Below are 22150 nucleotides of genomic sequence, written 5' to 3'. Positions count from 1 at the left end.
TTGAAAAAGTTAGAGTATGTATAAGTCTTTCGCGAAAATGCAATAATAGCAAAAGTGATGGGAGAGTAAAGAGAGGGAACGTCCAAGCAAATAGAAGATGAAGGGGAATACCATTTTTGAAAAACAAAAAAACATATACGCAAAAAGTGCGCATATGCTTAAACAGAAATTTTTCCAGCTTCTTTTTCTTCCGTCCCAGTAATATACATTGCTAAATCATTGCTGGAATGACCTTGTGAATATTCATTATAAGTCTGATTAAAACGACGGATTTTTTCATAATCAAAGGCGTCTTCCTGAATTACTCGAATAATCTCATAGGTCGAACCGACAACCGGACCAGGAACTTCTTGTTCATAATCATGAATTAAGCCGCTCTCGATTTTATATTCTTCTAAATCATATGCAAAGAAAATCATTGGTCTCTCTAAAATCGCATATTCAAATGGAATAGAAGAATAGTCACTAATCAATAAATCAGTGATAAGCAGCAATTCATTGGTATCTTTATAATCGGATACGTTATACACAAAGTCTTCATACAGTTCATAGTTAAAGGACGCAGAAACAGCTGGATGCAACTTGATAAATAGCACGTAATCATCAGAAAGCTCTTGATACATACGATGCAAATCAAGCTCTAAATCATAGCTTTCTAAGGAATTGTTGCGAAACGTCGGTGTGTAGAGAATAATTTTCCGCTCTCGGATACTAGGAAAATGTTTCTTTATATCGTTATACACTTGCTCACGACGTTTTTGATTAAATAGTAAATCAGAGCGTGGAATGCCAGTACGAATAATTTGTTGATCAGACAGACCAAAACTCTGTTTAAAACTATCTGCCATTTTTTCCGAACCAACTACAGAGTAATCAAAACGAGAATACACTTGCTTAAATCGTTTCATTGCATGGTTACTGCGTAATTCGTTAGTTGGGTCTTCTAAACCAAATCGTTTTAAGGCACCGGCTGCATGCCATAGCTGAATACAAGTTGTTCCGCCCCGGAATTTAGCAGATGCTAAGAAACCCTGATACGTATCTAGCAGAATTGTTTTCGCTGTTGCTAAATGATAGATTGATTTCAAGAAATGGATGGGATGCTTCATGGTAAATGGGATAACCTTTGCCTCCAAATCGTCAAAATCATATCGACAGGAAGAATCTTTTAAAATATAAATCTCTTCGTTCGACAAATTTCGCAATGAAGCGATAGTGAAGGAAATATTATCCCCAAAAGAAGCGACGGCGACCGTTTTGTTCTTTTGGGGAAACCATTTACCTATTTCGAAGAGGATGCGAAAAGCAAATAAATATGCTGTAATCGCAAATTCTCTAGCCATTTTCACTTAATTTTAAATCCTTTTTTATCTTCGTTGTTGAAATACCGACTGTGCGAGGCAAATAGACGACTTCACAATAACCTTTTAAGAAGTCAAATTTACCTTCCCAGTCATCACCCATGACAAAAACATCGACATCATGCTTTTGCACATCCTCAATTTTTTGCTCCCATGTTTCTTCAGCTATTACTTCGTCTACATAGCGAATTGCTTCTAAAATCGCTTTCCGCTGTTCAAACGAATAATAAGCTTTCTTTCCTTTAATTGCATTAAATTCATCAGCTGAAATTGCCACAATCAAATAATCTCCAAATTCCTTTGCGCGTCGTAGTATATTGATATGCCCTGTATGAAGTAAATCAAACGTTCCGTACGTAATTACTTTCTTCATAATAGTACATAACCTCCAATTAATTATTTGGAATCTATTATAACACAAGTAATAAGAATTTAAGGTGTTAAAAGATAATTAATAAATAGGTTAAATGTGATTAATTATCTAGTAATATAGTAACAAAAATGAATGAAAAAGAGAAGTGGTATTTATTTCTAATAGCAAGTGAAATAATTAAACAGAGTTATAAACGGTTGTATGCTAAATAAATTTTCTTTTACTGAGAAATAATATTAAATGGACTATAATATCGAAATTTTCCTTTTTATACTTAACAAAAATAAGTCTTTAGGCCTGTTTATCCTACTGGGTTGGATTGAATAATTAACAATTGGGTAACAATTATCAAATTACGACGTTTTTCTATTACAATTATATAATATAGAGTGTAAAATAATATAATTGACATTTAAATAATATTAGTGTTTGGATTGCAACAGAGTGAGTATGTAAATGAAGTACTAATAATGAATTTTTTTGTAGAAGATGTATAACGATGTTGGAGGTACGAAAAGTGAAGGAACAAATTAAACTAATCTCAATACAAGAAGAGTATATTGTATTTGAGAAATCAAGGGATTTGTCAGTTTGGGATATTTACCTTTTAGATGAAGAGAATAATAAAGTCGATATAGAATTCACATTTGACTCAGATGAAATTACAATAAAGAATCCAGCTCAACAATTAAAGGAAGAGGGCGTCTATTTATTGTATATAAATGATAAAAAAGCAGGCAGCCCGGATGCTATTTTTGCAGGAGCAAATCGTTTAATCATAGAAGGGGATTTGAACTCTATAGCTTTTAGAGGGAAAATAGAAAATATATCTTCACTTGATGTTGAACGTGTATTAGAGGGTGATATGCCAATACAAAAGGTGATGTTTCAAGACGGTAATATTTTATTAAATACACCTGATGAGACAGTATCTAAATCAAATATTCTTGGTTTTTTAGCTGTGAATGAAGAAACAGAAGAATTCAAGGTACTTCGTTTTTCGCTTGTCAACGATACTTTTTTGGTTAATCTATCTGAACCCTTTACACAAGGATTTTGGAAATTGAAAATTCTTTACAAATTTAATCAATACTATTTAATGGATACCATTGTTGAAGGCGATCCAAACTATCTTAATAAATCATTTTTTATTGGTTATATTGGAGAAAATTCAGGTAACCATGTTGGGGTTTATTTTAAAGAAAAGAAATTAACGATTAATTCTTATCAAATTGAAGACTTCTTTAAAGAAATTCCAGTGAATGAAAGAGAAGATATCTTGGTTGAACAGGTAGTAGTACATGATTTGGCCGAAAAAAGTATAGAATTACGCATTGTTGATGAACAACTTGCATCTAGTAAACTCAAAGAAATTATGTTTGTTTCTAGAAAAAATAAAGAGCGTGTAAGAATCCCTTCTATAAAACAAACAAATGGTAAGATTGTTATTCCGTTAACTCCTGAAGCACTGGAAGAAGTTAATAATAATCGATGGGATTTGGAGGGCCTTTTTGTTAATGATGAAAAATCAATAGCTGGAAGGCTGCAAGTTGTAAGAGAAGATAATGAAAAACTAATTTATCTAAATTATTCTATTGAAGATTACACGATGATGGTTTATACGACAATGAATAATTATATTGCCATTTTAAAGTCTTCAGGGTCTGTTGTATTTAAAGAAAAATATAAAATCAAGACAAAAATGAAGGATATTTCCAAAAAAGATAATACTGGCTTTACTATGACAGTTCAAGTGAAAAAAGATGAAAGAGTAGACATTAAGAATATTCTTTTGAAGCTTCGTTCGCAAGATACAATTAAGCTTATTGCAACAGAAGATACTGAAATAGAGTTATTACAAAATCAAAATCATTCAGTTCGAGGATCATTTCAAATGAACTGGGGTAAAGACTTTTTTCCATTATATTGGGATGTTTTTGTTACAGCGGTAGATGAAGACGGTAATGAAGAACGTATTAAGGTGACCGGTGCTACAAATAAATTGAAGAAGCAAATAAATAAAGACTATTTCACAAATGCAATTTACACAGAAGATAAAATTCTTTATCCATATGTAACTCTAAAAAAAGATATTGCATTTATGATGCGGGAAAAGGAATATTATGAAAGCAAAGGAACAAAACTAAAAGAAAAATTGGCTTATTTGACATATTTATTAATGAAGCCATTTTATTATAGAAATAAAGAAATCTGGATTGGATTCGAGAAATTCTCATCCACAGCTCAGGATAATGGCTATGCATTTTTCCAATATGTAGATAAGAATAAACTGCATGATAATTTCTATTTTATTTTAGATAAACATTCATCTGACTATGAAGAAGTCCGTAAAGAAAGTAACAAAGTAGTTCCGTTTATGTCATTTAAATATTTATTACTTTTATATGCAAGCGACTTATTAGTGTCTTCAGAGAATAAACGTCATGTATATAATTTACGCGTCCGTTCAGGGATTGTTCCGAAAAAAATTGATAGTAAAAAAAGTATTTTCTTACAGCATGGCGTAACAGCGCTGAAGCAATCAAGTGTTTTCAAAAAAGCAAAGGGTAGAGGAAACTTCAGCTTAGTTATTGCAACTTCGGATTTAGAGGAAGAAATAATTCATCAAAATTGGAAATACGAGTTAAATGAAATTGCTGTAACTGGATTTTCCAGGTGGGATAAGTTGTTTGATAAATCACAGAAGACAGAGCGAAGAAAAATCTTTGTTATGCCTACATGGAGAACCTGGATGGAAGATATGCCGAAAGAAGATTTCAAGCGGACAGATTACTATGATAACTATGTTAATTTCCTGAATTCCAAGGAATTAGAAATAGTTTTAGAAAAATATAATTTAGAATTGGTCTTCTTTTTACATCCTAAATTCAAGCAATATATCTCTGAATTTCAATTAGATAGTGCTCATATTTCCTTAAAAGAATTTCAAAATATCAAAGTGAACGAAGAAATTATGGAAGCCTCTCTGATGATTAGTGATTATTCTTCTGTTACATGGGATATGTTCTACATGAAAAAACCTGTACTGTTCTATCAGTTTGACTATGAAAAATATGAAGAGTACGAAGGAAGCTATATTGACATGGAAACAGAATTGTTTGGAGAACGTGCGTTGAATAAGGAGGAACTTGTTCAATTAGTACAAGAATATGCAGAAAATGAATTCCAATTAAAACCACATTATGAAAAGTTACATGGAGAATACTTTAAATATGTGGATCACAATAATTCACAAAGAATATTTGACGTTATTAAACACTTAAAGTAGGGTGAAAAAATGAATTATATTAAGATAGAATTTCAAAATGGGGATAATAAATTTGTGATGCCGCGGCAAATGGCTGAACAAATTGAATTTATACAAATTGGTGATAAAAGCATCCAATTCGTTAAACATGCATTGGATGAAGCTAATGCAGAAATTTTGATTGTACTTAACGAAGTTTTCCCGACAGATGTCTTTTATGACTTGGAGTTTATTGATAAAGAAAATCAAAATATTGATTTACACTTATCAATGGAAGGAGTCATTCCTTTCTTTGGTGAAGTTCAAGGTATTTTAAAGGTTGAAAATAAAAAAATAAAAATGAAATTCCTGCATTTAAATTCCTTATTTGCTCAAGTAAAAAATGCACCTATTTTACAAATAGAAAACCTTTTTGCATCTGATGGGGACAGATTGAAGAGGGAAGCAGTAAAGGATAGCTCTAATTTGTTGGCAATTGCTACCCAAAGGGATTCTTCAATTAACCATATTGTCCCCTTACATTTTGAAAAAGATGAAATTATTCTTTCCAGTGAGTATTTAACCGGGCTATTTGACGTCACGGTAATTATTCTAAAAAATGAACATGCTTTTCGTATATCAGAAAGTACCCACAATAAAGAGAAGTATGTATCGTTAATAAAGCAACGAACAAAGTACTTAGGCGATTTGAGTGACAAAGTAAAATACCAAGGTGCTGAAGATAATGAACTAATATTTAACACTAGTTCTGTATCTGATATTCATAAAGCTTTTTTATTAACAGATAATATATTTGAAGAGCTGCAATGGGATGATAAAGCAGAAACAATAACTGTAAGCAATAAAATTTCAGGCAATATTAAATCTGCCTACTTATTATTGCATGCAGAAGAAGGTTTCTATACCAAGAATTTAAAAGATGAAATTTTACAAGAGCAATCTTATGTGCCAGCTTATGTTGATTTGACGAGATATAACTTTGATAAAAGCCATTTTAAAAATGCTCTCCCTTTATCTGTTAAGGATATACGAATTTCAGGTACAGCGTTACGTTTTTCCTTAAATAACGGTTATGACACGGATAATATTAGTGAAACACCATTCTTATTAATAAAACAAAGGAATAGTGGAAAAATACACTATATTCATGGTGAGAGAAAGTCCGATTGTTTCTACTTTAACTTTTATTATTTGTTAGATACATTAGCGACTAAAAATGGTGCAAGGTGGGACTTCTATTTAATAAACAATCCCAAAAGCACAATCAGTTATCAGCTTGGAATGTTTGAGGAATCTATTTTAGAAAAGCCCGAAAGATTTTTTGAGCCTTTTAAACAAAATTTCGAAAATGATTCCACATATAAACAAAGAACAAGAATTTACATTACAGTAAACAATGAACTCGCTATGGTAAGGAATAATCTTTCCAATTTAATAAAAGAAGAATTTAAATTGAAAGCGCAAGTTATTGGATTTAAGATGAAGAAAGATATGGTAGATTTGCAAATAAGTGTAATGTCTCCCTTTATTAAAGATCTGCAGCTAAATTCACTGCATCTCATTCAAAGGAATAAAGATACTCTAGATCAGAGAAGCTTCTCTATTACAGAAGCAGATACGTTTAATGGAAAAACTGTTGTAAACAGTACAATCAATTTGAAAGAATCCAATTTGTATCCACTTTATTGGGATTTATATATTGGTATAATAAGTAATGAAAAAAAATATTATGTAAAAATAACTTCTGTAGCAAAAAAAATTGCATGGGACATTAATCAAACGATTTCTAAATATCAGTATAGTATTGATGATAAAGACATTATATACCCATATATAACAATATCTAATGATCTTTCATTTACTTACCGTGAAAAAGAGTTTTTTGAGAATAGATATTACTTATTAAAGGAAAACTTAGCTTATTTGTATGTGCAGCTTTTTTATAAACATTATGCAAAGAAAAATATTTGGTTAGCTTTTGAAAAGCTTGCTATTTCCGCTCATGATAGTGGATATTATTTCTTTGATTATGTGTATAAAAATCAAAAACATGATGAATTTTATTATATTATCCAAAAAAACTCTCCAGAAATGAAAAATCTTGCTGATAAAAAGGATAAAGTCATTTACTTTATGTCATTTAAATATTTTGTTTATATGTTTGCATCTAAATTGTTAATTTCGTCAGATACAAAGCGAAATAGCTATAATCTAAAACTGAAGAAGAGTAAGCTTGCTAAAACATTAACAAACAAAAAACTTGTTTACCTCCAGCATGGAGTGAACGGTTTAAAAAGGGTCCCCGACTTTCATAAGAATAGGGACGTTTTTGATTTAGTTATCGCGCCATCAGAATTTGAAAAGCAAATGATAGTCAATGACTGGGGTTATGACGAATCGGAAGTGGCTGCTACAGGTTTGGCAAGATGGGATGGTTTAGTTGATAGAACAGAGGAAATCCCATATAAACAAATTTTCTTAATGCCGACATGGAGAACCTGGATGGATGGTATGGAAAAGGATAAGTTTAAGGAAAGTGAATACTTTAAAAAATATAATGAATTTCTTTCTTCAGAGAAGCTTCATGCATTACTGGAAGAGCATAATGTAAAAATCAAGTTCTTTTTACATCCTAAGTTCCGAGAGTATATTGATTTATTTGACAGTAAATCCTCGAACATAGAAAAATTTGGATTTTTAGAAGTTCCGATGGATGAAATGATTATGAAAAGCTCCCTGATGATTTCAGACTATTCCAGTGTTATTTGGGAAATGTTTTATTTGAAAAAGCCATGTGTATTCTTTCACTTTGATAAAGAAAAATATTTAGAGTATGAAGGGGCTTATATGGATTTTGATACAGATTTATTTGGAGATGTTGCATACAAGACTCCAGATTTAATCAGTATCATTGAAAATTATATTCAAAATGGATTTGAAGAAAAGAACGAATATGCAGAAATGAGAAACGAATACTTTACTTTTATGGACAACCACAATTCTGAACGAATTTATGAAGCTATTGAAGAAAATAAAGATTGGTTAATTAGTGATTCGCTAAAAATACCAAAGTTTAAATTAAGTCATCTTATACCTTATAGCGTAAGAAGGAAAATATTAGACATCAAGAATAGCATTTTGAAATAAATTTAAATCTCTTTGCTCCTTAATCTGGGAAGTTAAAAATAGTTTAGATAGTTTTATAAGAAGCGAGGGACATGAGAGCATTAGAGGCAAGAGTCATGTCCCATAATATTTGCGCATTGGCTCATCTATTATGTCTGCAGAGGATGCGCTTCAAACTGGCAATAAATTCTATCTTTTAGGTTAGTAGCTAACACTGGACAGAGAACAGCCAAATTAAATATTTCAAAATGCCAGCCATAGGAGGCTCTTATGAAAAGAAAAAATAGACATTTTTTTTACATGTTGGATTCATTTAGCGAAAATTCAGGCGGAAGAACCCAAGCAACGATTAATAGAGCAAAATTGTTAGCTGACCATGCAAAAAAATCTTTTATTCTTACCAATAATTTCAAGGTAGACTATGGAAAAATAGTTGAGTTTGTGAAAGAAAAAAGAAATATCCCAGATACCATTGAATTTATAAATATTTATGAATTTTTTGCAGGAGAAGATGTCTATTTGAATAGTCATCATGGAAAAAAAACTTTTGAGAAATCCCTGAAATTATCATATCAGTATGATAAAAAAAAGAACGCGTATAGAGTGTTGGATAACGGCAAACAAATTTCTTATATTCAATTAGATGAAGATGACACTGTTGTTTACCAAGACTTCTTTGATTCTCAAAATAGAAAAGAAAAAAGAGAAATTTATGATAACCTAGGAAATATTATCAAAGTATCTTATTTCGATATGAGAACCAAAAATCTTCTCCGTCAAGATTTTTATACAAGGGACTCTTGTTTGTATTTAAGCATAGATTATAATAAATCGACTGGTGAAACTATTCGTTGTTTGGTTTTTGATAGAGAACAAAAGATTAAATACAAATTCAAAAATGAAACAGAGATGAATCAATTCTGGGTAGCTTCTCTTAATCAAACTTTTGAAAATAGTATTTTCTTTTCAGAGCATAGAAAATTAGATAATACTCTTATTGATAATAAGTATGAAAAAGGAAATATTAAATCTGTTGCAGCTGTGCATAGCACACATTTAAAAGAACCATATACATTTGGATCTAAATTAAGAAATTATAATGGAAAAATGTTATTAAACGATATATCCAAATTTTCGGCTGTTGTATTATTGACCAAGGAACAATTAAAACACGTTGTAAATCAATTTGGTATTCATAAAAATCTGTATAGAATTCCACATTATGCAACAAAAAAGAAAGTTAGTCTTTTTAAAAAGAAAGATTATAATAAAGTGGTGGTGATATCCAGATTTATTCCTTTAAAAAGAATTATGGATATTTTAGAAGCATTTAAATTAGTAAATGCGGAATTGCCAACAGTAAAATTGGAAATATGGGGTGATGGAGAAGAAAAAGAACTATACCAAAAATTTATAGATGATAATAAATTAGATAAAGTTATTGAACTTAAAGGATACACAAATAACCCCAACGAGACTTTCTATTCTGGTGGATTATCTATTATCACCTCAATTAATGAAGGATTTGGAATGACTATATTGGAGAGTTTAAGCAACCAGACTCCAGTTATCGCTTATGATTACAATTATGGTCCAAGAGAGTTGATAGATCATGGAGAAAATGGGATGATTGTTGAAAATGGCAATGTAAAAGAATTGGCAAACTCAATAATAGAAGTTCAAAAAGATAGAAAGTTGCTTAAGAAGTTATCAAAAAATGCAAAACAGAAAATAGAAGAGTATAAACCGGAAATATTAAAGCAAAAGTGGTTAGAGCTAATAGAAGACGTTGAAAAACAAAAAGATAACAATGATGTTTTAAGACAGAAGGTTCTGTTGTCAGAATTACAAAAAATATCCGTGGAGAAGAATGAGCCTAATATTGCATTAAAGTTTGATATTGAAAACACACTATCATCAGGAATAAAAAATGAAAAGTACTATCTGTACATTAAGAATTACTACAATTTGGATGAAATAGAGAACAGGTTTATAGAATTAGAAAAAATTAAAACTATAGATAATAAAGAATGGTTAGAAGGTGTGTTTGAAGTCAACCAAAGTGTTTTTAATGAATTAAAGAAAAATAAAATAGTTCTTGGACTCGGGGTTTCTAATGAAAAAGAATTTTACTACGTAAATATTTTAATAGATGATAAATTTTATGACTTATTATTAAATGCTTAAGTATTACATCTATATAAACGGATGATTAGAAAAAAGCTATGAAGATATTATAAGTGTAGTTTAAATTATCTTCATAGCTAGTAATAAAAGGTGGTGATTTGACTAGAGAATTAGAATATATATTTATTACTAGATTGTTAGAATTTATATGTGAAATATTTAAACTTCAATTAAACTCTACAATAATGCAGCATAACTAAGAATGTTTTCACTTTTCGTGGAACCCACGCTACAAACTCTTTTTAGATTAAAGGGTTTTTAAAGGAAGTTTACAACTTTAGAATTAAAATAAAAGCTAGCTATAAGGTGTTAAGATAATGGTTGTGAGAGGAATTTAATATGAAAAAAATATCAATTATTTTTATTTTTATACTCACGTTTAACTTACTATCCCCATTGAATATTGTTTTAGCGACGAATGATGTCGAGGATAATTTAAATGAAGATGAGTCAGATAAAAGGGGTGTAGAAGAGCAAGATGATAATGAAGAACAGCCCTCCTCAGAAGATACAATTAATGAAGATAACAATGATGATGTAGGAATAGAAGAAGATGAGGAAATAGAAGACAATGAGATTACGGATGAAGAGTCCAGTGAAACAACTGATGAGAATAGGGAGAACGATGAGAGTGACAGTGAGAACTCTACTGAATCTGAAGAAAACGAGGATAAGTCAATTGAGTCTGAAGAAGATAAAGTTATAGAAGAACCGGAAGAGTCTTTAGAGAATAATGAAGAAGATAAAGAAGATAAAGAAGATAAAGAAGATAAAGAAGATAAAGAAGATAAAGAAGCTGAAGAACCAGAAGAACCAGAAGAAGATTCAATGGAAATTACTACGTTCAGTCTAAAAGAGAGTAGTACAAGCAGACTAGGTCACCTTAAAAATAATGCGGAAATTTTCAAGAAACTAGGAGATGTAAATTCGGAAATCAATAATTCCAGCTATTTAAATGGAGTATATTATATAAAGCAACAAGCAACTTTAGATGGTCAACAATACTATCTTATTAGTACTCAACCAAGTAATTCTAACGGAACAATAGGCTGGGTTAAAAGTTCGCAAATAAATACACGTGAACATAAAGGTGTGGATACTCAAAAGAAAATACGTTTTATTAAAGGAAACGGGCAAGCGTTTACCAAGGCTTGGGGAGGAAATAAAGATCTTGTTTACAATTTATCTTCATACAAAGGTGAAGCATTCATAATTAATAAAACGGAGCGTGTAGGAAATAACACATGGTACCGCGGCCATTTGAATGGCAGACAGGTATTTATCCACGAAGCATATGTTGAGGAAGCCACAGAATCAGGAACGAGTAAGTTAGGGCATCTTAAAAATAATGCAGAAATTTATAAAGAGCTGGGTGATTCGAGTACAAAAATCAATAATTCCAGCTATTTAAATGGAGTGTATTATATCAAGAAACAAGCAACAGCTGGTGGAGAACAGTATTATTTAATCAGTACTCAACCAAGTGATTCTCAGGGCACAATCGGTTGGGTAAAAAGCTCTCAAATAAACCAAAGGGATCACAAAGGTGTTAATACACAAGCAAAAGTGTTTACAATTAACGGTAAAGGGCAAGCGTTTAGCAAAGCCTGGGGAGGAAGTAAAGACCAAGTATTTAATTTGTCTACTTACAAAAAACAAGCTTTTGTCGTTAACAAAACAGAGCGTGTGGGAAATAATACATGGTATCGCGGTTACTTGAACGGGAAGCAAATCTTCGTCCATGAAGCTTTTGTAGATGAAGTGGAAGAAATAAATACTAGTAAACTAGGTCACCTTAAAAGAGAGGCCGAGATTTTTACGCAATTAGGTGATTCAAGAACAAAAATTAATAATTCTAGCTACTTGAATGCAGTGTACTACATAAAAAAACAAGCAACTATAGGTAACGAAGAATATTATTTAATAAGTACACAAGCAAGCAGTACAGAAGGAACAATTGGCTGGGTGAAAAGTACTCAGATGAATATACGCGATCATAAGGGAGTTAATACACAAACAAAAGTATTTACGGTAGATGGTAAAGGTCAAGCCTTTAGCAAAGCCTGGGGAGGTGGAAAGGACCAAGTATATAACCTCTCTAATTACAAGGACCAAGCATTCGTCGTTAATAAAACAGAGCGTGTAGGAAATAATGTATGGTATCGCGGTCACTTAAATGGCAAGCAAGTGTTTATTCATGAGTCATTTGTTAGTGAAGTCAAACAAACAAGTATTAGTAAGTTAGGTCATCTTAGAAATAATACAGAAATTTACAAACAATTAGGCGATCCCAATTCAAAGATAGATAACAAAAAATATTTAAATACTGTATATTATATAAAAACGCAAGCTACAATTAATGGACAGCAGTATTATTTAATAAGTACACAAGCAAGCAGTACAAAAGGAACAATCGGCTGGGTGAAAGATTCGCAAATGAATACACGTGATCATAAAGGTGTTGACACTAGATTAAAGACGTTTTTCATCAACGGAAATGGTCAGGCTTTCTCAAAAGCCTGGGGAGGTGGAAACGATCAAGTATATAATCTCTCTAATTACAAAGATCAACCATTTCAAATTAACAAAACAGAACGTGTGGGAAACAATACATGGTATAGAGGCATGTTAAATGGCAAGCAAGTATTTATCCACGAAGCTTATTTAACAGATAACCGAATGGTTTATGAAAACTTTAATGTAACGTTAAATAGCGCTTTAAACACGCAAATGGGGCAAATGCAGCAAACAGATAAATATCGAAACAGCCCTGCCTTTATACACCAAGATTATGTCAATGCAAGTAATAGAACAACTGCAAACGTAAATGTTAGAGCAGCAGCAAATACAAGCAGTCATATTTATGGGGTGCTTAATAAAGGTAGTGTTGTGTCTATCTTAAGCAGTCAGAACAGTTTCTATCAAATTAATTATCAGGTTTGGAGAAATCCAACAAGACAAGACGTTTTACAGTATTTAGACCCGTCTAATAATGATATCTTTCAGCATCTTTCTCTATCTGATAGTGTAGGAGTCGATGCAAGTTCATTGAATAACTTATTAATAGGGAGAGGAATCTTATCTGGTAAAGGCCAGGCCTTTATCGATGGGGCAAAACAGCATCAAGTCAATGAAGCCTACTTGATTTCACATGCTTTGCTAGAAACAGGAAATGGGAGTTCGGCATTAGCCCGAGGTGTCGAAGTAGGAACGAACAGCTCTGGTAATCCGGTTCTTGTAACGTCTAGCAATCGAAGCAGCTTAAAGAATATTCAAACGGTGTATAATATGTTTGGAATCGGAGCTATTGACGGTGATGCTCATCGAGCAGGGGCAGTACGTGCATATCGTGAAGGTTGGAATACGCCAGAAAAAGCAATTACTGGTGGGGCGAAATTTATTGGAGATAGTTATATCCATAATCAGTATAACCAAGATACACTGTATAAAATGCGTTGGAACCCAGCTAGTCCAGGTTACCCACAGTACGCTACAGATATTGGGTGGGCTGTTAAGCAAGTGTCAACCATTAAAAATATGTATGAGAAGTTAGATAACCCTGTACTTAGATTTAAAGTGCCAAAATATAAGTAATTTGAAAACAGCATTCTATGAAAGTATGAAAATAGGATGCTGTTTTTATTTTTAAGAAAGGATGATTTTAGAATGAAAAATTTTTTAGTAAGTCTTTCTGTATTACTCACTATAGGTGGATTTCCGCTATTGGTTACTGCTGAGGAAGAGGAAGAAAGCAAAGATTTTGAGATAACAGACGATGGTATTATCATTTATGGAGAATATATAAACGAACTGAGTGAAGAGGAATTACAGTATATCCCAAAAGATTGGCGTGAAGGGAATTTTAATCCGGAGCATGATCATGAGGGAGAGGAAGAAGAACTTATTACACCGCATAACAATTACCCTGATGTAAACTCCTATATTAAAAATATATCCCCGGTAGAAACAAGCTATCAGCACAAAGATATGTTTACTAAATTCCCATATCGTAATGGAGTAGGAGAAGTAGAGGGCGTAGTAGCGCATGAAACCGCAAATGATAATTCTACGATTTGGGGCGAAATCTCCTATATGGAGCGAAATCATACAAGTGCATTTGTTCATGCATTTGTAGACTATGATAATGTTGTAGAGATACATTCGCCTGATTATGGTTCTTGGGGGGCTGGCAGATTTGCAAACGAACGCTTTGTTCATGTAGAACTTGTGCGAGTAAATAATTTCGACCAGTTCGCAAAATCGATAAATAATTATGCAGAATATATAGCGAATATTTTATATGACTATAATTTAGGTGTTTCAAGCGCAGAAAATTCCGGAGAAGGAACTTTGTGGTCACATAAAGCAGTGACTGACCATCTTGGAGGTACCAATCATGTTGACCCGCATGGCTATTTTTCTAGATACGGTTACAATTGGAATGAGTTTACATCACTTGTGACAGATAAATATAATTCTATAGCGGTTAGCAAGAAAGCAAATACAAGTAAGCTGGGACAACTAAATTCAAATAATGTAACGAAGTATGATGATCCTGTTTCTCAAAGTGGTGCTTCTAGTATAAGTGGAGAAGATACAAACAAAGTTTTCTATATTAAAGCTGAGGCAGTAATAGATAATAAGCAATATTATTTAATTAGTAACCAAGCAAGCTCAACAAATGGCGTAGTGGGTTGGATAGAAGCAAAAGATGTAAAAGTTCATAATCATATTGGCGTTGATAATGAATCGAAAACGCTAGTTGTGAATGGAAAAGGAAATGCTTACTCCAAAGCCTGGGGAGGCTCTGCTGATCTTGTGTATAATCTAAGCGATTATGCGGGAGAAGAATTCAAAGTAAATAAAACAGAAAAAGTAGGTAACAATACATGGTATAGAGGAACATTGGATGCTCAGCAAGTCTTTATTCATGAAGCTTATGTAGATGAGGTAACAGAAAGCTCCACTAGCCAGTTAGGTCATCTGCAGAGTACAGCTAGAATACATGAAAGAATCGGCGATGAAAATTCGGCACAACCAGTGAACGAGAGTCAATTGAATCGAGTGTATTATATTAAAAAGCAAGCTGATTTCGGGAGTGAACGCTATTATTTGATAAGTGAAAGGGCAAGTGCTACGAACGGAGCAGTAGGCTGGGTGAAAGCAAGTGATTTAAGAACGCACGCACATAATGGTGTTGATTCTATTTCAAAAACATTTATTACAAATGGAAAAGGTAAAGCTTTCACACATGCATGGGGCGGTTCTTCTGATCAAATATACGATTTGAAAGATTATCCAGGACAAGAATTTAAAGTAAACAAAACAGAAAAAGTAGGCAGTAATACATGGTATCGCGGACAGTTAGATGGGCAGCAAGTATTTATCCACGAAGCCTATGTAGATGAATATAGTGAAAGTTCTACCAGTCAATTGGGTCACTTAAAAAATAACAGTACTAAGATTTATGAGAAGATTGGTGATGAAAAATCGGCACAATCAGCAACCGACAACCATGTGAACCAAGTATATTATATTAAAAAGCAAGCTGACTTAGGAAGTGAACGCTATTATTTAATTAGTGAACAAGCAAGTGCCACGAATGGAACAGTGGGCTGGGTGAAAGCAAGCGATTTAAAAACGCATGCACATATAGGGGGAGACACTCAAACGAAGTCATTTATCGTCAATGGAGACGGAAATGCTTATTCTAAAGCGTGGGGAGGCCCGCAAAATTTAGTTTATAATCTATCCTCGTACGCAGGACAAGAATTTAAAGTAAACAAAACAGAAAAAGTAGGCAATAATACATGGTATCGCGGACAGTTAGATGGACAGCAAGTATTCATACATGAAACTTATGTAGATGAAGTTAAAGAAAGTTCTACCAGCCGATTAGGGCATGTTCAAAATGTAGATGCTATAATTTATCAAGAAATAGGAAATGAGAATACAGTACAGCCAGTAGATGAAAAACATTTGAACGAAGTATACTATATTAAAAAACAAGCTGACTTAGGAAGTGAGCGCTATTACTTGATAAGTGAACAAGCGAGTGCCACGAATGGAGTAATAGGCTGGATGAAAGCAAGCGATTTAAGAACGCGCGCACATACAGGAATAGATACTCAAGCAAAAACATTTTCATTAAATGGAAACGGAAGTGCGTATACGAAAGCATGGGGTAGAGATGGAAATCTAGTTTTTAACTTATCGTCTTATGCTGATACAGAATTTAAAGTAAACAAAACAGAACGAGTAGGGAACAATGTGTGGTATCGTGGGACGTTAGATGGTCAACGAGTATTTATACATGAGGCTTATGTGAAGTAAATTGTAAAAGGAGTAAGCATTTGTGAGCGTCAAGTAGAAATGAACACTTTTTGCTAATTAAATTTGGACACTTTCTTCCATGAAAATGGAAGAACGGTGTTTCATTCGATAACTATCATCATCATGAAAATGAATAACTTCAGCTCGATGTAAAATTCTATCTAGGATAGCCGTTGTAATCCCTGGATCACCTAGTAATTCTCCCCATTCATTCGGTCCTTTATTAGAAGTTAATATAATTGAAGCCTTATCATAAAGGTCGTTAATAAGATGGAAAAATAAATTCGCTTCACGTGTATCCATTGCCATAAACATTAAATCATCAATAATCACTAAATGAGAGGAACGAATTCGTTTCATTCTCGTTTGTGATTTTCTGGTAACTTCTTCTGTTTTTAATGTTTGAATCAGCTGCCCCATGGAAATAAAAGAGACTTTATATCCTTTTTGTATAGCTTCTATGCCCAGCCCTGTGGCTAAATGTGTTTTACCTACACCTGGCGGTCCTAAAACGATTAAATTATAGAGTTGATCTAGCCAGTTAAACTCCTTTAATTGATTTACTTGTCTTTTGCTGAGTGATTGCTGCTCATCTAAATGAAACTCGTCCAACGTCTTATAGGAAGGGAATGCAGCCCATTTTAATCGTTTTTCGATTAATTTTTCATCCCTACGTTTTAATTCATATCCAGTCAATTGTTTCAAAAGTACTTGATATGTCCAATCTTCTGACTCTGCTTGTTGAATCAGAGATGGCAAATAATTTGCCGTCTCTGTGAGTCTCAACGATCGAAACTGTTGTTGTATTTCTTCTATTGAATGACTCATACCGTTGCTCCTTTCAATAACTCTATATAAGAATCCAATTCTCTTGTTTTTGGCTTGATTTGAAGCAGCGTATCATCCATACCATGCAATGTTTTGATAGCTTCTATTTGCGGAGGCCTTTGATGAGAATCCGTTTGTCTTTGGATAAACTCTACGACATCTCTAAACTCTGTTGCACTATATATTTTGCGTGCGACACATTCTTCTAAAGCTTGGTTCCTTCGTTCTCTTGCTACCTTTAAAATAAGAGATAATTGATCTCGTATATAACGAGGATATCTTTGGTGAATTTCCTGAAGGAAATCAGAAGCCATTTCCTTATCATCAAAGTACGTCGATACCGTTTCTATATAGGCAGCTATTCCTTTAGAACGGTCTCTGGTATGTTGAGAATCTTGAATCAATTTCCCTTTCTCTAAACTTAATGTGTGTTTGGCAATGATTGCTCCATTCGATTCTTCACGTATTATTAATTCGTTTTGATCGCTTATTTCAATAAAAACTTCTTTATCTTTTTTATATGTACCAAGTGGTACCGAATACCGATTCGATTGATAGATAATAGTATTGTCCTTACGAACATTTCTTGTTATACTATTATCGATATTTGAAATTGAAATTTTTTTGTTGACTGGTCTTAAGTGTTGTTTTTCTAGGGCAAACACTTCGACTGGTCTTTTTTTTGTTGTATTATGCACTTTTCCGTTTCCCGTTCGAATCAGCCATGCTAAACAGGATTCATTCCATTTATCTATATGGTGAAATACGCGGTTCTTCGCAAAATTCTTCTTCACAAATCCTACGACATTTTCAATCTTCCCTTTACTTTCTGGATCAGCTTTTCTACATACAAAGAGCTTTAATTTTCTTGCTTCCCTGTATGCTTGAAATTCACTGGTAAGGATGAGATCACCTTCATTTTCACTTACTACGATAAGGGAATCTTGATCATAAGCTAACTCATATGGAATTCCTCCAAAATACTGAAAAGCATCTTCGTGAGCTTGAATCATATCTTTTGTTGTAAAAGGACGGGAGAGCCACACAACGTATTTATAACGAGAGTGCGAAAGCACGAAACTAATAAAATATAATTTCTTTTCCTTTCCCTGGGATGTTTTCTGTATCGTCTGACCAAAATCTACTTGGGCTTGCTGCCCCATTGGTGGATCTGGAATAGCTTGATAGACACGCTTCATCTCTGTTTTTGGAATATGATATTTTTCCCGGAGTGCTTTGACATAACCACGAACGGTACTTTCTCCAACACGTAGAGTTGGAAACCTTTCTTTTAACCAATCATGAACTTGAGCACTAGAAAGATCTGGATGTTCTGTTAGCCAAGTATGAATAAGTAATTCGTAGGCATCTAATTTCTTCTTTCTTGTCTGTGTGGAAGCTACCCACTCCGCCATTTCCTGAGGAGACTTTTCAAGGTATTTATATACTGTTGTTCTTGATATACCTAGTTTTCTAGCTATTCTCCGTATTTTAAATCCTTCTTGTTTTAGTTGATAGATTTCCATATACACTTTCCATGTTTCCACCTTTCTTACTCCTCCCATTTCTGTATCGTACAAACATGTATTATACAGTAAATGAAAGATTGCAATAGTTAGTTGGTACCTGACGGAACGGCGAGCATGTAACAGGCTGCCGCCCCTACGGGGCAACAGCCTGTTACATGCCTATCCCCCAAGAAAAGTGTTCATTCTTATCAAGCAATAATGGTCTACTTTAGTTTAGCAGTTACAGCATTTGATTATGATATGCTCCCCCTTAAATAGACACTTAAAAAAGTGAATACTTAAGGGGGAGTATTTTATTGAAATCAAATACTGTCCATACGACAGATGAATTATTGAATTATATTCAGTTATTTAATGCGGGATGTTCTTACGATGAATTAAAGCGGACACATGGGTTACTTTTAAGTAATAATAAATTTAGAAGGTGCCATCAGAAATATATGCTGCATGGTTTGAAGGGGCTCCAACAAAGAAAAACAAACCATTCATATTCAGCAGATTTTAAACAAACTGTTGTTCAAGAATATTTAAACGGTCAGATTGGAAAAGGTGCACTGGCTATAAAATATAATATTCCCTCCGAAACGACAGTAAGAAATTGGATTTTAAAGTATACTGAAGGAAAAGAGAATGCAACCTATTCTCCAAGTTCGGAGGTCTACACGATGGAATCCAAAAAAATAACATTTGAAGAGCGATTAGAGATTGTACAATATGTCGTCATTGATCATCAGTTGTCTTATAAGAAAGCGGCAGAACAATTTAATGTGAGATACAATAACGTTTACCAATGGGTCAATAAATATAAAACACACGGACCTGAAGGACTCCAAGACGGTCGTGGGAAGAAAAAACAGAGTGAGCCAGAGAGTGAAGATGCACGGCTTCGTGCAGAAAATGATGCGTTAAAAGCACAAAATCAATATTTGAAAACAGGGATCAGCAGCTGATGGATTGGATTGTGGAAGTCTATACATCTGTCAAAGGAATTTATGGTTATCGTCGCATGACGATTTATTTAAATCATTTTAAGCAGGCAAGGGTCAATCATAAACGGGTCTAACACTTGATGAAAGTACTCAGATTGAAAGCTGTAATCAGGGTGAAGAAAGTACACCGAAAGCAGATGCGTCCGGATTATGCTCAAGACAACAAATTAAAACGCCAGTTTGATACTCAACAGGCCATGGAAAAGTTGTTGACGGATATTACAGAGTTTAAACTTACCAATGGTCAAAAGGTATATTTAAGTGCCATCTATGATCTACATACTAAAAAGATTATTGCCCACCAAATGGATACACATTGTGAACAATCACTGGTCAACCGAACGTTTAAAACCATCACTTCAAAGATAATTCGGGATAAAACCCTCATCTACAGTGACCGAGGCAGCCAGTATACATCACATGTGTTTAATCAATATGTGAAGACCAATGGTCTCATTCACAGTATGTCCCGACCGGGAAAATGTATCGATAACGGACCGATGGAAAATGTCTGGGGGATCATTAAATCGGAACGATTTAAGTTAAACACCTATCAAACGGTTGAAGATTTAAAGCAGGATATCCAATTTTTTAATGAAAAACGAGTGACTTTAAATATGGGATTAAGTATCCCGGCATAAAAAATACGCATATGCGTTTAACATATGCGTACAAAAATTTATTTTTTTACCTGTCTACTTGACTGGGTGCAGTTCATTAAGTGCTTACTCCTTTCTTGTTAAATTTCCCCCAGCTTCTTAGAATAACTGCTAATCATTTTTTCCAATCATTATAGTAAAAGAGTTAGTAATAAACTATTGGTTTATAAAGATCAGAAAGACACATGATGGATTAAAGTAAGATTATATAAAAAACCTCTTACGATAAAAATAAAAAGTTTAATAATAAACTACTCAGGTAAAATTAATCGCAAGAGGTTACTTAAAATGATTATTTACTTTTATAGCCGTTCACATGAGTAGAATGCCAGTTCCAAGCATGCTGCACCATTGTTTCTAGCTGATCGTATTGCGGTTTCCATCCTAATTTACTTTTTGCTTTATCTGATGAAGCAATTAACTGTGCCGGATCGCCTTCGCGTCTTGGAGAAACATCTGCTTTGATATCTTTCTGAGTTACTTTTCGACATGTTTCAATGACTTCTTTAACAGAGAATCCTTGACCGTTTCCTAGATTAAATATATCACAGCCACCATCATTGATTAACTTTTGAACTGCAAGATAATGGGCTTGAGCTAAGTCGAGGACGTGAATATAATCTCGAATACACGTGCCATCTGCAGTTGGATAATCATCTCCAAAAATTTTCACGCCATCTCTTTGACCGAGTGCAGCTTCCAGTACAATTGGAATAAGGTGAGATTCTGGTGTATGGTCTTCTCCAATTCTTCCCTCTGGGTCAGCGCCGGCAGCATTGAAGTAACGTAAACAAATGGAGTTTAATCCATATGCATCATGGGACCATTTCAACATCTTTTCAATTGCCAATTTTGTTTCACCATAAGGATTTGTTGGTATCGTAGAATCCGTTTCAAGAATGGGAATATTTTTTGGTTCCCCATATGTTGCTGCTGTTGATGAGAATACAATATTATTTACCTTATACTCTACTGCTTTTTTTATAAGTTGGAAGGTACCTAAAACATTATTCTCGTAATAATCTAATGGTTTTTCCATACTTTCTCCTACTAGTGAGCTTGCTGCAAAATGGATAATCGCATCGATTTTATTTTCTTGAAATACTTTATCTAAAAGTACTGTATTTGCTAAATCCCCTTCATAAAATTTCACGTCATGAAGGGCACCACGGTGTCCTTTAGATAAGTTATCTAATACAATTACATCTTCATTTTGCTGTTGAAGGTATAATACGGTGTGGCTGCCAATATACCCTGCTCCGCCTGATACTAGTATAGTCATGAATTCCGCTCCTTACAAAAATTAATTTTTCTTTAGTTGTAAATTGTAATATATTAAAGATATAGTAGGTTATATTATTTATGAAAATTTTTTACTTAGGTTTCCATAAGTTTGATGTATTACAACAACTTATATTATAATCTATAATATAAGTTGTGAAAAGCTATAAACATAATTATAAAGTTAAAGTAATATATATATTTAAGTTAACGAAT

The 22150-nt window shown here is 33.2% G+C and carries 13 protein-coding genes; 8 read left to right on the top strand and 5 right to left on the bottom strand.

Annotated features, from left to right (window positions below; translation table 11 throughout):
- Positions 1–158: 158 nt before the first annotated feature.
- Positions 159–1343, bottom strand: coding sequence for a CDP-glycerol glycerophosphotransferase family protein (locus tag MHH51_RS19940; RefSeq protein WP_339286331.1), 1185 nt, complete (start codon positions 1341–1343; stop codon positions 159–161).
- Entirely contained in the window at positions 1336–1734 is a 399-nt protein-coding gene (tagD, locus tag MHH51_RS19935) for a glycerol-3-phosphate cytidylyltransferase (protein WP_339283224.1), read from the bottom strand. The genes MHH51_RS19940 and tagD overlap by 8 nt, the downstream gene beginning before the upstream one ends.
- A 517-nt stretch (positions 1735–2251) precedes the next feature.
- On the opposite strand from tagD, the gene MHH51_RS19930 reads away from it, so the two are divergent.
- From MHH51_RS19930 to MHH51_RS19910, 5 genes are all read left to right on the top strand, one after another.
- Complete coding sequence (locus MHH51_RS19930) at positions 2252–5023, top strand: CDP-glycerol glycerophosphotransferase family protein (protein WP_339283222.1); 2772 nt, start codon at positions 2252–2254, stop codon at positions 5021–5023.
- A gap of 201 nt (positions 5024–5224) precedes the next feature.
- Positions 5225–8149 (top strand): CDP-glycerol glycerophosphotransferase family protein, encoded by a 2925-nt coding sequence (locus MHH51_RS19925; RefSeq protein WP_339283220.1) that lies wholly within the window; start codon positions 5225–5227, stop codon positions 8147–8149.
- 249 nt (positions 8150–8398) lie between these two features.
- Complete coding sequence (locus MHH51_RS19920) at positions 8399–10315, top strand: glycosyltransferase (protein WP_339283218.1); 1917 nt, start codon at positions 8399–8401, stop codon at positions 10313–10315.
- A gap of 339 nt (positions 10316–10654) precedes the next feature.
- Positions 10655–13909, top strand: a complete 3255-nt coding sequence (locus tag MHH51_RS19915) for a GW dipeptide domain-containing protein (RefSeq protein WP_339283217.1) — start codon at positions 10655–10657, stop codon at positions 13907–13909.
- A gap of 72 nt (positions 13910–13981) precedes the next feature.
- Positions 13982–16648, top strand: a complete 2667-nt coding sequence (locus MHH51_RS19910) for a GW dipeptide domain-containing protein (protein ID WP_339283215.1) — start codon at positions 13982–13984, stop codon at positions 16646–16648.
- 57 nt (positions 16649–16705) lie between these two features.
- On the opposite strand, the gene istB is transcribed toward MHH51_RS19910, so the two are convergent.
- On the bottom strand, positions 16706–17476 hold the full coding sequence (gene istB / locus MHH51_RS19905; protein ID WP_042533127.1) for an IS21-like element helper ATPase IstB: 771 nt from the start codon (positions 17474–17476) through the stop codon (positions 16706–16708).
- On the bottom strand, positions 17473–19041 hold the full coding sequence (istA, locus tag MHH51_RS19900; protein ID WP_339283214.1) for an IS21 family transposase: 1569 nt from the start codon (positions 19039–19041) through the stop codon (positions 17473–17475). Before istA ends, istB begins: the two co-directional genes overlap by 4 nt.
- 260 nt (positions 19042–19301) lie before the next feature.
- Between istA and MHH51_RS19895 the strand changes: the two genes are divergently transcribed.
- From MHH51_RS19895 to MHH51_RS19885, 3 genes are read left to right on the top strand one after another with little or no spacing between them, the layout of a single operon-like run.
- Positions 19302–19955 (top strand): transposase, encoded by a 654-nt coding sequence (locus MHH51_RS19895; protein ID WP_339283213.1) that lies wholly within the window; start codon positions 19302–19304, stop codon positions 19953–19955.
- Complete coding sequence (locus MHH51_RS19890) at positions 19955–20068, top strand: transposase (RefSeq protein WP_339283212.1); 114 nt, start codon at positions 19955–19957, stop codon at positions 20066–20068. Before MHH51_RS19895 ends, MHH51_RS19890 begins: the two co-directional genes overlap by 1 nt.
- Positions 20069–20074: 6 nt before the next feature.
- Entirely contained in the window at positions 20075–20635 is a 561-nt protein-coding gene (locus tag MHH51_RS19885; RefSeq protein ID WP_339283211.1) for an IS3 family transposase, read from the top strand.
- Between the two features lie 310 nt (positions 20636–20945).
- Here the strand turns inward: MHH51_RS19885 and galE are convergent, their stop codons facing one another.
- Complete coding sequence (gene galE, locus MHH51_RS19880) at positions 20946–21935, bottom strand: UDP-glucose 4-epimerase GalE (RefSeq protein WP_339283209.1); 990 nt, start codon at positions 21933–21935, stop codon at positions 20946–20948.
- Positions 21936–22150: the final 215 nt, after the last annotated feature.

It is taken from the genome of Oceanobacillus sp. FSL K6-3682 (assembly GCF_037976165.1).
Taxonomy (GTDB): domain Bacteria; phylum Bacillota; class Bacilli; order Bacillales; family Amphibacillaceae; genus Oceanobacillus; species Oceanobacillus sojae.
The sequence above is the reverse complement of the archived record's forward strand: the minus strand, read 5'-3'. Positions and strand labels throughout refer to the sequence as shown.